The organism is Glutamicibacter soli, from assembly GCF_003309065.1.
Lineage (GTDB): Bacteria > Actinomycetota > Actinomycetes > Actinomycetales > Micrococcaceae > Glutamicibacter > Glutamicibacter soli.
The window spans coordinates 62,649-77,022 of the sequence record NZ_POAF01000005.1 but is presented as its reverse complement, the minus strand read 5'-3'; the positions used below and the strand labels follow the sequence as shown (position 1 = coordinate 77,022).

The following is a 14,374-nucleotide window of genomic DNA, read 5'->3' as shown; positions in this document are numbered from 1 at the left end:
TTGGTCGCCTCGAGCAACCCTAACAACCAAACCGCTAGTTCGGCTCGCGATGCTGCATACGCTGGCCGACTTTCTTTTGCAAAGATTCACGAACCACTTGAAGTGCCTAACCTGCTGGCATTGCAGACCGAGAGCTTTGACCGCCTCGTCGGCAATGAGCGCTGGGTAGAGCGCCTGACCAAGGCCGAAGCTGCTGGCGACTCCAGCGTGCCGAACACCTCGGGACTGGCCGAAATCTTCGAGGAAATCTCACCGATCGAGGACTTCCAGGACACCATGTCCCTGAGCTTCTCGGAGCCGGAGTTCGCTGATCCGAAGTACACCATTGCGGAGTGCAAGGACCGCGACGCCACCTACTCGGCACCGCTGTACGTCAAGGCCGAATTCATGAACAATGAAACCGGCGAAATCAAGCAGCAGACCGTGTTCATGGGCGATTTCCCGCTGATGACTGAAAAGGGCACCTTCATCATCAACGGCACCGAGCGTGTCGTGGTGTCCCAGCTGGTCCGCTCCCCGGGTGCATACTTCGAGTCCGCACCGGACAAGACCAGTGACAAGACCATCTACTCGGCACGCATCATCCCGTCCCGCGGTGCATGGTTCGAACTGGAAATCGACAAGCGCGACCAGATCGGCGTGCGCCTGGACCGCAAGCGCAAGCAGTCGGTCACCGTCCTGCTTAAGGCCTTGGGCTGGAGCGAAGAGCAGATTCTGTCCGAATTCGGCCAGTACGACTCGGTACGCGCCACCCTTGAGAAGGACAACATCAAGGACCAGAACGAAGCGCTTCTGGACATCTACCGCAAGCTGCGTCCAGGCGAGCCTCCTACGGTCGAGGCAGCCCAGGCTCTGCTGAAGAACATGTACTTCGAGCCTAAGCGCTACGACCTGGCAAAGGTCGGCCGCTACAAGATCAACCGCAAGCTCGGCGTGGAGACCCCGGTCAACGCTGAGAACGCTTCGGTGCTCTCGATCGACGACCTCGTCGCCATGATCCGCTACCTGGTTGCGTTGCACGCAGGCGAGAAGACCATCTCCGGCACCCGCAAGGGCGAGATCGTCGATATTCCGGTGAACGTGGACGACATCGACCACTTCGGCAACCGCCGCATCCGCGCGGTGGGCGAACTGATCGAGAACCAGATCCGCACCGGCCTGTCCCGCATGGAGCGTGTTGTGCGCGAGCGCATGACCACCCAGGACGTCGAGGCGATCACCCCGCAGACCCTGATCAACATCCGCCCAGTGGTGGCAGCGATCAAGGAGTTCTTCGGAACCTCGCAGCTCTCGCAGTTCATGGACCAGAACAACCCGCTGGCCGGCCTGACCCACAAGCGCCGCCTGTCGGCCCTGGGCCCGGGCGGCCTGTCGCGCGACCGCGCCGGCATGGAAGTTCGAGACGTCCACCCGTCGCACTACGGCCGCATGTGCCCGATTGAAACCCCGGAAGGCCCGAACATCGGCTTGATCGGTTCGTTGGCGACCTACGGCCGCATCAACGCCTTCGGCTTCATCGAGACCCCGTACCGCAAGGTGTCCAACGGCGTCGTGTCCAACGAGGTCGAGTACCTGACCGCGGACGACGAGCTGCAGCACTACATCGCGCAGGCCAACGCCCCGCTGGATGAGAACGGCGCGTTCATCGAAGACGCCGTGCTGGTCCGCGAAAAGGGCGGTGGCGGCGAGCCTGTCATCGTCGACGCCGATGAAGTGACCTTCATGGACGTTTCCCCGCGCCAGATGGTGTCCGTGGCTACCGCTCTGATTCCATTCCTGGAGCACGACGACGCCAACCGCGCACTGATGGGCGCCAACATGCAGCGCCAGGCTGTGCCACTGCTGCAGTCGGACCGACCGCTGGTCGGCACCGGCATGGAGAAGTACGCCGCGGTTGACGCCGGCGACTCCGTGGTGGCCGGAAAGCCGGGCGTGGTGACCGAGGTCTCCGCCGACCTGGTGGTTGTCATGAACGACGACGGCACCGAGTCGATGTACCCGATCATGAAGTTCGCCCGCTCGAACCAGGGCAACGCCTACAACCAGCGCGTGCGCGTGTCCGAAGGCGACCGCCTGGAGTACCAGTCGATCATCGCCGACGGCCCGTCCACCGACATGGGCGAGCTGTCCCTGGGCAAGAACCTGCTCGTGGCATTCATGTCCTGGGAAGGCTACAACTACGAGGATGCGATCATCCTCTCCCAGCGCATGATCTTCGACGACGTGCTGACCTCGATCCACATCGAGGAGCATGAGGTCGACGCCCGCGACACCAAGCTGGGCGCCGAGGAAATCACCCGCGACATCCCGAATGTCTCGGAAGACATCCTCTCCCAGCTCGACGACCGCGGCATCGTGTACATCGGTGCAGAGGTCGAGGCCGGCGACGTGCTGGTGGGTCGCGTGACCCCGAAGGGCGAAACCGAGCTGACCCCTGAAGAGCGCCTGTTGCGCGCCATCTTCGGTGAGAAGTCCCGCGAAGTGCGCGACACCTCCCTGAAGGTGCCGCACGGCGAGTCGGGCACCGTCATCGGCGTTCGCATCTTCGACCGCGACAACGACGACGAGCTGAGCCCGGGCGTCAACCAGCTGGTGCGCGTGTACGTGGCCCAGAAGCGCAAGATCACCAACGGTGACAAGCTCGCAGGCCGCCACGGCAACAAGGGCGTCATCTCCAAGATCCTGCCGCTGGAGGACATGCCGTTCCTGGAGGACGGCACTCCGCTGGACGTCGTGCTGAACCCGCTGGGTGTGCCAGGCCGCATGAACGTGGGCCAGGTCATGGAAATCCACCTGGGCTGGGCAGCCAAGCAGGGTTGGAACATCGAGGGCGAGCCTCAGTGGGTCAAGGACCTGCCGAACCTGCCTCGCCAGTCGGGTCCGACCACCGTGGCAACCCCGGTCTTCGACGGCGCCTCGGAAGAGGAAATCCGCGGAATCCTGGATTCGACCAACAAGACCCGCGACGGCGTGCGCCTGATCGGCAACTCCGGCAAGGCCCGTCTGTTCGACGGCCGCTCCGGCGAGCCGTTCCCGGATCCGGTATCGGTCGGCTACATGTACATCTTGAAGCTGCACCACCTGGTGGACGACAAGATCCACGCCCGCTCCACCGGTCCGTACTCCATGATCACCCAGCAGCCGCTGGGCGGTAAGGCCCAGTTCGGTGGCCAGCGCTTCGGTGAGATGGAAGTGTGGGCCCTGGAGGCCTACGGCGCAGCTTACACGCTGCAGGAAATCCTGACCATCAAGTCGGATGATATCCACGGCCGCGTGAAGGTCTACGAAGCCATCGTGAAGGGCGAGAACGTGCCGGAGCCCGGTGTTCCGGAATCGTTCAAGGTTCTGATCAAGGAAATGCAGTCGCTGTGCCTGAACGTCGAGGTGCTCGGCACCGACGGCCAGACAATCGAAATGCGCGAATCGGACGAGGAATCATTCCGTGCCGCAGAAGAGCTCGGCATCGACCTGTCCCGGTCGGAGCCGAACTCCGTAGAGGAAGTGTAGTCCGGTGCGCCGCCCGGACTGCACAGCCCGGGCGGCCGCGCCGCACACCGACTTATTCGTATCGACTTCAGACACCATAGAAGAGAGAAAAGGACCCTATGTCCAACGATTCCTCATTCGGCCTCATGCGCATCAACCTTGCCACCGCGGACGAGATCCGCGCTTGGAGCTACGGCGAGGTTAAGAAGCCTGAAACCATCAACTACCGCACCCTGAAGCCGGAGAAGGACGGTCTTTTCTGCGAAAAGATCTTCGGTCCTTCCCGCGACTGGGAATGCTACTGCGGCAAGTACAAGCGCGTGCGCTTCAAGGGCATCATCTGCGAACGCTGCGGCGTCGAGGTGACCCGTGCGAACGTGCGCCGCGAACGCATGGGTCACATCGAGCTTGCTGCTCCCGTGACCCACATCTGGTACTTCAAGGGCGTTCCTTCGCGCTTGGGCTACCTGCTGGATCTGGCACCCAAGGACCTGGAAAAGGTCATCTACTTCGCCGCCTACATGATCACTTCGGTGAACGAGGAACGCCGCCACGCGGAGATGCCGAACCTGCAGGCACAGCACGACCTTGAACTGCGCCAGCTGGCCAACAATGCCGAGGCCGACAAGAAGGCTGTTGCCGCCGACCTGGAAGCAGAGCTGGAGCGTCTTGAGGCAGACGGCGCCAAGAACGCCGAGCTGAACAAGGCCCGCACCCTGGCCGAGAAGACCGTGCTGCAGATCGACAAGCGCGCCAAGGCGGAGTCCGAGCGCCTGCGTGCGGTCTGGGAACGCTTCAAGGGCCTGAAGGTCGCCGACCTCGAAGGCGACGAAGGCCTGTACCGCACCATGCGTGAGAAGTACGGACTGTTCTTCGAAGGCTCCATGGGCGCCGAGGCGATCCAGAAGCGCCTGGAGAACTTCGACCTCGAAGCCGAAGCCGAAGATCTCAAGCAGATCATCGACAACGGCAAGGGCCAGAAGAAGGCCCGCGCCCTCAAGCGCCTGAAGGTCGTCAACGCATTCCTGGCCAATGGCAACTCGCCAAAGGGCATGGTGCTCGACGCCGTTCCAGTGATCCCGCCGGAGCTGCGCCCGATGGTCCAGCTCGACGGTGGCCGTTTCGCCACCTCGGACCTGAACGACCTGTACCGCCGCGTGATCAACCGCAATAACCGCCTCAAGCGCCTGCTTGATCTCGGTGCGCCAGAGATCATCGTGAACAACGAAAAGCGCATGCTGCAGGAAGCCGTCGACTCGCTGTTCGACAACGGCCGCCGCGGCCGTCCGGTCACCGGACCGGGCAACCGTCCGCTGAAGTCGCTGTCCGACATGCTCAAGGGCAAGCAGGGCCGCTTCCGCCAGAACCTGCTCGGCAAGCGCGTTGACTACTCGGGCCGTTCGGTCATCGTGGTTGGCCCACAGCTGAAGCTGCACCAGTGCGGTCTGCCTAAGCAGATGGCCCTGGAGCTCTTCAAGCCGTTCGTGATGAAGCGCCTGGTTGACCTCAACCACGCGCAGAACATCAAGAGCGCCAAGCGCATGGTCGAGCGCTACCGCCCGCAGGTGTGGGATGTTCTCGAAGAGATCATTACCGAGCACCCGGTGCTGCTGAACCGTGCGCCTACCCTGCACCGCCTGGGCATCCAGGCCTTCGAGCCACAGCTGGTCGAAGGCAAGGCCCTGCAGCTGCACCCGCTGGTTTGCGGCGCGTTCAACGCTGACTTCGACGGCGACCAGATGGCAGTCCACCTGCCGCTGAGCCCGGAAGCTCAGGCTGAAGCACGCATCCTGATGCTGTCCTCGCACAACATCCTGAAGCCTTCGGACGGCCGTCCGGTGGCTCTGCCCTCGCAGGATATGATCATCGGCCTGCACCACCTCACCACCAAGCGCGAGGACGAGATCGGCGCCGGGCGCGTGTTCTCCTCGGTCTCCGAGGCCATCATGGCCAAGGACCGCGGCGAGCTGCACCTGAACGCCCCGATCAAGGTGCGTGTCGAGAACTTCGTTCCTTCGGACGAGCAGCCGGCCCCAGAGGGCTGGGAGCCGGGCACCGAAGCCTTGCTGGAGACCTCGCTGGGCCAGGTGCTGTTCAACGACACGCTGCCGGCGGACTACCCATGGGTTTCCCGCGTGGCCGGCAAGGATGCGCTCTCGGACATCGTCAACGACCTTGCCGAGCGCTACCCGAAGGTCGTCGCGGCGGCAACGCTGGACAACCTGAAGGACGCAGGTTTCCACTGGGCTACCCGCTCGGGCATCACCGTGGCGATCTCGGACATCACCTCGAACATGAACAAGGCAGAAATCCTTGAGCCGTACGAGGAACGTGCCCGCAAGGTCCAGGGTTCGTACGACAAGGGCCTGATCTCCGACATCGAACGCCGCCAGGACCTGATCGACATCTGGACCAAGGCCACCGACGAGGTTGCCGAGGCCATGAAGAACGGCATGGAAGAGCTGAACACCATTAACCGAATGGTGACCTCCAAGGCTCGTGGTAACTGGCTGCAACTGCGCCAGATTGCCGGTATCCGTGGTCTGGTGTCCAACCCCAAGGGCGAGATCATCCCGCGTCCGATCAAGTCTTCCTACCGTGAAGGCCTGTCGGTGCTGGAGTACTTCATCGCGACCCACGGCGCCCGTAAGGGCCTGGCGGATACCGCGCTGAAGACCGCCAACTCGGGTTACCTGACCCGTCGTCTGGTGGACGTCTCGCAGGATGTCATCGTTCGCGAAGAGGACTGCGGCACCAAGCGCGGCCTGACCGTCGCGATCGCCGACTCCAGCTCGGGCATCCGCATCAAGCACGAGACCGTGGAGAACTCGGCCTACACCCGTACGCTGGCCGCCGACGTCAAGGACGCCGAGGGCAACGTGCTGGCGACCGCCGGTTCCGACGTGGGCGACGTGCTGATCGACGAGCTGTACGCTGCAGGCGTGGATGAGATCCGCGTCCGCTCCGTGCTGACCTGCGACTCGGCCGTTGGAACCTGTGCGCTGTGCTACGGCCGTTCGCTGGCCACCGGCAAGACCGTGGACATCGGCGAGGCAGTGGGCATCATCGCCGCGCAGTCCATCGGCGAGCCCGGTACCCAGCTGACCATGCGTACCTTCCACACCGGTGGTGTGGCATCGGCCGACGACATCACCCAGGGTCTGCCTCGTATCCAGGAGCTCTTCGAAGCCCGTACCCCGAAGGGTGTGGCTCCGATGTCGGAGGTCTCCGGTCGCGTGTCGATCGAGGACGACGAGAAGCAGCTGCGTGTTGTGGTCACACCGGACAACGGCGACGAGAAGCAGGCCTACCCGGTTCTGCGTCGTGCCCGTCTGCTGGTGGAAGATGGCCAGTCCATCGTCGCCGGTACCCAGCTGACCAGCGGTACCCTTGACCCGAAGCAGGTGCTGCGAGTTCTGGGCCCACGCGAGGCGCAGAAGTTCCTGGTCCGCGAGGTCCAGGACGTGTACCAGTCCCAGGGTGTGGGCATCCACGATAAGCACGTGGAAGTCATCGTCCGCCAGATGCTGCGTCGCGTCACCGTCATCGAGTCCGGCGAGACCGAGTTGCTCCCGGGTGAGCTGGCCGACCGTTCGCGCTTCACCGCTGCGAACCGCAAGGCAGTCGCCGAGGGCAAGCGTCCGGCCGCTGGCCGTGACGAGATGATGGGCATCACCAAGGCATCGCTGGCCACCGATTCGTGGCTGTCGGCGGCTTCCTTCCAGGAAACCACCCGCGTCCTGACCCAGGCCGCGATGGAGGGCAAGGAAGATCCGCTGCGCGGTCTGAAGGAGAACGTGATCATCGGTAAGCTGATCCCGGCCGGTACCGGTCTGGATCGCTACACCCAGGTCGAGGTCGAGCCGACCGACGAGGCAAAGGCAACTTTGTTCACCGGTACCTCGGCATTCTCCTCGGGTCTCTACGACGATGCGCTGGAAGGCGGGCTGTCGCCTGAATTCCGCGCCATCTCGATGGACGACTACGACCACGGCTCGGACTTCCGCTAAACCGGCAAGCACCGAGGCTGGCAGCTAGCCAGCTCGTAGGGCGCCCGCCGCACACGCAAGTGTGCGGCGGGCGCTTGCGCTTTTAATTTGGCAAAGGCCTGTTCACCAGGGCTTCACTTGGTGCTCACCACAATATGAAATCGTGCAGAAGTTGGAGCGCGGGCTCGGGTAACCCCGCAACCCGCCACGAATCGAAGACGAAGACGGTGAGAAGTTGGGAAAGACATCACGAGCCATCGCAGCAGGGGCACTGGGCCTGGGACTGCTGTTCAGTACGCTGCCGGCGCAGGCCGCCGGGCAGATCGATCCGGGCAAGCAGCCCGAAACACCCTGCGCCGCAGCGCCGCCGGTCAAAATTGAAACCGGCGCGGTCTTCTCCGACCCGTTGCAGGACCGGGCCGGAGCAGTTGCCGAACGGTTGTGCTCCTACTTCAAGCAGGCCGATGCGGGGTCCACCATTTCGCTGGCGGCATTCGTGATTTCGGGACAGAGCGGCGAAGACTACGTCGACCAGTTGCTGGCCGCGCACGAACGCGGGGTGAAGATCCAGGTGGTCATGGACGGGTGGCAGATTTCCAAGGCGCCGTCGGCGCGGCTGATTAAGGCCCTGGGGACCGACACGACCGCCGGATCCTGGGTGGCGGTCTGCTCGAATACCTCGCCGGAGGGGAACACCAGCTCCTGCCAGGGGACCAAGGGCATGCACAACAAGTTCGCGCTGTTCTCCTCGGTGTCCGGGCAGCAGAACGTAGTGGTGCAGTCCTCGGCCAACGTCACGGATGTGAACCATGTGAGCTACTGGAACAACGCACTTACCGTGACCGGCGATGACGGGCTGTACCGTGCATACCGTTCCTACCATGCGGACATGGCTCGTATGGAGCAGACTCCGGATTACCACCGCACCGAGACCTCACGCGGGCCGGCCGGTGTGTCGGTCGTCCGCTTCTTCCCGGCGGCAACTGCGGACCCGGTGGCGCAACGGCTTTCGGAGCTGCAGTGCAAAAACAAGAACAGCTCGGTGGCTGTCACCATGAGCGAGTGGGACGATACGCGCGCCGCCGTCGCGGAAGAACTCGGGCGTCTGAAGGCCGAAGGCTGCGAGGTCACCGTGGCCGCTGGACCGGTTGACGGGCAGGTCGCCGCCGTGCTGGATGCCGCGGGCATCGAACGCCGCGTAGTAGAGGATACATCTACTACTGGACGCGTGCACTCGAAGTACTTCGTCGTGTCCGGAATGCGTGATTCAGCCTCTCCCGAAGGCAACCGCGGGGATGCCTCCTTCGTCTTCACTGGGAGCCACAATTACAATTCCACCAGTCTGCGCCGCAATGACGAGGCCATCTTGGAACTGCACAACCGCAATGTGGTCAAGGCCTACCAGGCCAACGCCCAGCGGCTGATGCAGATCGGGGAACCGGCCGGAGAAAAGCAGACAGTCAGCAAGTAGATTTATCTCCTGGCAGATATTGCTACTAGAGATTCCACTGGATCCTCCGCCTCGCTGTTCAGTGGGCCGTTACCTCGCGGCGCTCGCGCGTTCACGGGCGGGGGATAGGTTGGAGCCAGATTCCTCGCCGGTCGGCGGCATCAAGCAGTAATCGCACGGTGCCGACGCGGTGAGATAGCTTACTGTTCATGGTGCAGGGGCCGATTAATGCTAGAGTTAAGGCAATTGTTTTATGTGTGGCAAAATGGACACGGTCCGGGTTGCGGGTAGGTTGCGCAACGAATGCCACACTTTCGCACGCCTAGGGACATTCTGATCCTGGATGGGCGGTAAAGCAAGCAGTTAGTGCTGCAGAAGAACAGTGTGAGCCCGCAAGAGCCCGCCCGCTCCGATGCCGTGCCGAAGAACTTAGACAATGGAAGGACACGAAAGTGCCTACTATTCAGCAGCTGGTCCGCAAGGGCCGCTCGCCTAAGGTCGTAAAGACCAAGGCTCCTGCCCTGAAGGGCAACCCAATGCGCCGTGGCGTGTGCACCCGTGTGTACACCACCACCCCGAAGAAGCCGAACTCGGCACTGCGTAAGGTCGCACGTGTGCGCCTTGCCGGTGGTATTGAGGTCACCGCTTACATTCCAGGTGTCGGTCACAACCTGCAGGAACACTCCATCGTGCTCGTTCGCGGTGGTCGTGTGAAGGACTTGCCAGGTGTCCGCTACAAGATTGTTCGTGGTGCTCTGGATACCCAGGGTGTGAAGGATCGTAAGCAGGCTCGTTCCCGCTACGGTGCAAAGAAGGATGGTAAGTAATGCCTCGTAAGGGTCCGGCGCCAAAGCGCCCACTAGTTTCTGATCCAGTTTACGATTCCCCACTGGTCACCCAGCTGATCAACAAGGTTCTCGTAGACGGCAAGAAGTCCACCGCAGAGCGCATTGTTTACGGTGCACTCGAAGGTGCAGCTGCAAAGTCCGGCACCGACGCAGTGTCGACCCTCAAGAAGGCCATGGATAACATCCGCCCGGCCCTTGAGGTTCGTTCCCGCCGTGTTGGTGGCGCGACCTACCAGGTTCCTGTCGAGGTCAAGCCAGGCCGTGCAACCGCACTGGCTCTGCGCTGGCTGGTTGGCTACTCGAAGGCTCGCCGCGAGAAGACCATGATCGAGCGTCTGATGAACGAGATCCTGGACGCTTCGAACGGTCTGGGCGCAGCTGTGAAGCGTCGCGAAGACACTCACAAGATGGCTGAGTCCAACAAGGCATTCGCCCATTACCGCTGGTAAGAACCGCTTGGATTTGCTGGGCGTCTACCGGCGCCCAGCAAATCCAGCATCACCTCTTAGGGAGACAACGTGGCACAGGACGTGCTGACTGACCTGAACAAGGTCCGCAACATCGGCATCATGGCTCACATCGATGCCGGTAAGACCACTACTACTGAGCGCATCCTGTTCTACACGGGTGTAAACCACAAGCTCGGTGAGACCCACGACGGTGGCGCTACCACCGACTGGATGGAGCAGGAAAAGGAACGCGGTATCACCATTACCTCCGCGGCCGTGACTTGCTTCTGGAACAAGAACCAGATCAACATCATCGATACCCCGGGCCACGTTGACTTCACCGTTGAGGTGGAGCGCTCGCTGCGCGTGCTCGATGGCGCCGTTGCCGTGTTCGACGGCAAGGAAGGCGTTGAGCCTCAGTCCGAGACCGTTTGGCGTCAGGCTGACAAGTACAACGTTCCACGTATCTGCTTCGTGAACAAGATGGACAAGCTCGGTGCTGACTTCTACTTCACCGTGGACACCATCATCAACCGCCTGGGTGCCAAGCCGCTGGTCATGCAGCTGCCAATCGGCTCCGAGTCGGAGTTCACCGGCGTGGTGGACCTGCTGACCATGAAGGCATTCGTCTGGGAAGGCGACGCCAAGGGCGACGTCACCATGGGCGCTGCTTACGAGACTCGCGAAATTCCTGCAGACCTGCAGGAAAAGGCCGAAGAGTACCGCGCCAAGCTGGTCGAAGATGTCGCTGAGGCATCCGAAGAGCTCATGGAGAAGTACCTCGAAGGCGAAGAGATCTCGCTGGACGAGCTGAAGGCCGGCATCCGCAAGCTGACCGTGAACTCGGAAGCCTACCCGGTCTTCTGTGGTTCGGCGTTCAAGAACCGTGGTGTTCAGCCGATGCTGGACGCCGTGATCGACTTCCTGCCAAGTCCTCTGGACGTGGGCGCCATGGTAGGTCACGATCCAAAGAACGAGGAAATCGAGCTCACCCGCGAGCCTTCCGAGGATGCACCATTCTCGGCACTGGCTTTCAAGATCGCTGCTCACCCGTTCTTCGGTCAGCTCAACTTCGTCCGCGTTTACTCCGGCAAGGCCGAGTCCGGCGCACAGCTGCTGAACTCGACCAAGCAGAAGAAGGAACGCGTTGGCAAGCTCTTCCAGATGCACGCCAACAAGGAGCAGCCGGTAGACGAGATCCACGCAGGTCACATCTACGCTGTCATCGGCCTGAAGGACACCACTACCGGTGACACCCTGTGCGATCCACAGAATCCAATCGTCCTCGAGTCGATGACCTTCCCGGATCCAGTGATCTTCGTGGCCATCGAGCCTAAGACCAAGGGCGACCAGGAGAAGCTGTCGACCGCTATTCAGAAGCTGTCGGCGGAGGATCCAACCTTCACCGTTTCGCTGAACGAAGACACCGGCCAGACCGAAATCGGCGGCATGGGCGAACTCCACCTGGACATCCTGGTGGACCGCATGAAGCGTGAATTCCGCGTGGAGGCCAACGTCGGCAAGCCGCAGGTTGCATACCGCGAAACCATCAAGAAGGCTGTGGAGAAGGTCGACTTCACCCACAAGAAGCAGACCGGTGGTTCGGGCCAGTTCGCAAAGGTCCAGGTCACGTTCGAGCCTCTGGAAGTTGTGGACGGCGTAACCTACGAGTTCAAGAACGCCGTCACCGGCGGTCGCGTGCCTCGTGAGTACATCCCGTCGGTTGACGCTGGTATCCAGGATGCTATGCAGTACGGCATCCTCGCCGGCTACCCGCTGGTCGGCGTGAAGGCTACCCTCATCGATGGTGCCTACCACGACGTCGACTCCTCGGAAATGGCGTTCAAGATCGCCGGTTCGCAGGTCTTCAAGGAAGGTGCACGCCGCGCCAACCCTGTTCTGCTCGAACCGCTGATGGCCGTTGAAGTTCGTACCCCGGAAGAGTACATGGGCGACGTTATCGGCGACCTGAACTCCCGCCGTGGCTCGATCCAGGAGATGTCCGACGCCGCAGGCGTCAAGGTCATCCGCGCAGCTGTTCCGCTGTCTGAGATGTTCGGTTACATTGGTGACCTGCGTTCGAAGACCCAGGGTCGTGCAGTTTACTCGATGACCTTCGACAGCTACTCTGAGGTCCCGAAGGCAGTTGCCGACGAGATCATCCAGAAGTCCCGCGGCGAGTAATCGCCTCGGAACCAAAACTTGGCCGTGACCCCCGAGTGGGGAAGTGGCCGATCGCGAGGCCGGCGGAGATCCGTCGACGCCGGCCTTGCAAACGGCCAACGAGGGATTTGCATCACATGCAGGGCCCGCAGAGGACCGAAATTTCCATATTTATCCATGCCCCCAGTAGACTATTTGAAGTTCGTTTGCGAACCGCGCAGACGAAAAAAGTCTTCTGTAAATGTTTCTAGGAGGAACTTGTGGCAAAGGCAAAGTTCGAGCGCAGCAAGCCGCACGTCAACATTGGTACCATCGGTCACGTCGACCACGGTAAGACCACTCTGACCGCAGCAATCTCCAAGGTTCTGGCTGACAAGTACCCGGACCTGAACGAGCAGCGCGACTTCGCTAACATTGACTCGGCTCCGGAAGAGCGCCAGCGCGGTATTACCATCAACATCTCGCACATCGAGTACCAGACCGAGAAGCGTCACTACGCACACGTTGATGCTCCAGGTCACGCTGACTACGTCAAGAACATGATCACCGGTGCTGCTCAGATGGACGGCGCGATCCTGGTTGTTGCCGCAACTGACGGCCCAATGGCTCAGACCCGCGAGCACGTTCTGCTGGCCCGCCAGGTTGGTGTTCCTACCCTGATGGTCGCACTGAACAAGTCCGACATGGTTGACGACGAAGAGCTGCTCGAGCTCGTGGAGATGGAAGTTCGCGAACTTCTGTCCTCGCAGGGCTTCGATGGCGACGACGCACCAGTCATCAAGGTTTCGGCTCTGAAGGCCCTCGAAGGCGATCCAAAGTGGGTTGCAGCTGTTGAGGAACTGATGGACGCTGCTGACACCTTCATCCCGGATCCAGTTCGCGACCGCGACAAGCCATTCCTGATGCCGATCGAGGACGTCTTCACCATCACCGGTCGCGGTACCGTGGTGACCGGCCGCGCCGAGCGTGGCACCCTGGCCATCAACTCGGAAGTTGAGATCGTTGGCATCCGCCCGATCCAGAAGACCACCGTTACCGGTATCGAGATGTTCCACAAGCAGCTCGACGAAGCATGGGCAGGCGAGAACTGTGGTCTGCTGCTTCGCGGTCTGAAGCGCGACGATGTTGAGCGCGGTCAGGTTGTCGTAGCCCCAGGCTCGATCACCCCGCACACCAACTTCGAAGCCAACGTCTACATCCTGTCGAAGGACGAAGGCGGACGTCACAACCCGTTCTACTCGAACTACCGTCCGCAGTTCTACTTCCGCACCACCGACGTTACCGGCGTTATCACCCTCCCAGAGGGCACCGAAATGGTTATGCCAGGCGACAACACCGAAATGTCGGTTGAGCTGATCCAGCCAATCGCTATGGAAGAGGGCCTCGGCTTCGCAATCCGCGAAGGCGGCCGCACCGTTGGTTCGGGCAAGGTCACCAAGATCACCAAGTAGTCTCTGCTTGACGATCTAGATCGCTAGCGGTCTATCGGCAATCCCCGCCACTCATTACGAGTGGCGGGGATTTCTGTCTTAAACGCTACCCGATGTGGTGAGTAACTCTAAAAGGTGGTCTAATTAGAGGGGCGGGATATTCCCGTCGGATTGACGAATCATCAGCGAGGGGAGTGCCGGGGCACTGGAAGTACTCGTAGCACTGGTATTCATCGCGGCGGCATTTATTGTCGGCCGCAACGCGGGCCGCAAGGCGCCCTCCAGTGACGCGCAGGCCCTGCGCCAAGCCCGGGAAACCGCGTGGCAGGAAGGCTACGAGGCCGCGGTCCGGTTCCTCGGCGAGCTGCGCAGGGAACCCGGCCCCAGCCCCGAGCTCCCCGATGCAGTCGAGTCAGGGCCGGAACAGGACAAGCACCTGCCGGCTGCCGGCATCCCCAGGCCCGCCGCATTCCAAACGACGGAGCCGCAGGCCGCCCCGCAGCCGGACGCCGTACCGCCGCCGGCGGGGCAGCCGTATCTCGCGGATGCAGCCGCGGAC

General features: G+C 61.9%; 7 protein-coding genes. All 7 read left to right on the top strand.

Annotation, left to right across the window (positions count from 1 at the left end):
* On the top strand, window positions 1–3,507 hold the full coding sequence (gene rpoB, locus C1H84_RS11105; RefSeq protein WP_053799447.1) for a DNA-directed RNA polymerase subunit beta: 3,507 nt from the start codon (window positions 1–3) through the stop codon (window positions 3,505–3,507).
* Window positions 3,508–3,605: 98 nt separating this feature from the next.
* Window positions 3,606–7,496, top strand: a complete 3,891-nt coding sequence (locus C1H84_RS11100) for a DNA-directed RNA polymerase subunit beta' (protein WP_047119686.1) — start codon at window positions 3,606–3,608, stop codon at window positions 7,494–7,496.
* Window positions 7,497–7,710: 214 nt separating this feature from the next.
* Window positions 7,711–8,946, top strand: a complete 1,236-nt coding sequence (locus C1H84_RS11095) for a phospholipase D-like domain-containing protein (RefSeq protein WP_053798531.1) — start codon at window positions 7,711–7,713, stop codon at window positions 8,944–8,946.
* A gap of 431 nt (window positions 8,947–9,377) precedes the next feature.
* Window positions 9,378–9,752 carry a 30S ribosomal protein S12 gene (gene rpsL, locus C1H84_RS11090; RefSeq protein ID WP_047119685.1) on the top strand — a complete coding sequence of 125 codons (375 nt, stop codon included), beginning with the start codon at window positions 9,378–9,380 and terminating at the stop codon, window positions 9,750–9,752.
* Window positions 9,752–10,222, top strand: coding sequence for a 30S ribosomal protein S7 (gene rpsG / locus C1H84_RS11085; protein ID WP_047119684.1), 471 nt, complete (start codon window positions 9,752–9,754; stop codon window positions 10,220–10,222). Before rpsL ends, rpsG begins: the two co-directional genes overlap by 1 nt.
* Before the next feature lie 69 nt (window positions 10,223–10,291).
* Window positions 10,292–12,406: an elongation factor G gene (fusA, locus tag C1H84_RS11080; protein WP_047119683.1), complete on the top strand. Its 2,115-nt coding sequence runs from the start codon at window positions 10,292–10,294 to the stop codon at window positions 12,404–12,406.
* A 239-nt stretch (window positions 12,407–12,645) separates the two neighbouring features.
* The gene (gene tuf, locus C1H84_RS11075) at window positions 12,646–13,836 is read left to right on the top strand and encodes an elongation factor Tu (RefSeq protein WP_113607438.1); all 1,191 of its coding nucleotides are present in this window, start codon (window positions 12,646–12,648) and stop codon (window positions 13,834–13,836) included.
* Window positions 13,837–14,374: the final 538 nt, after the last annotated feature.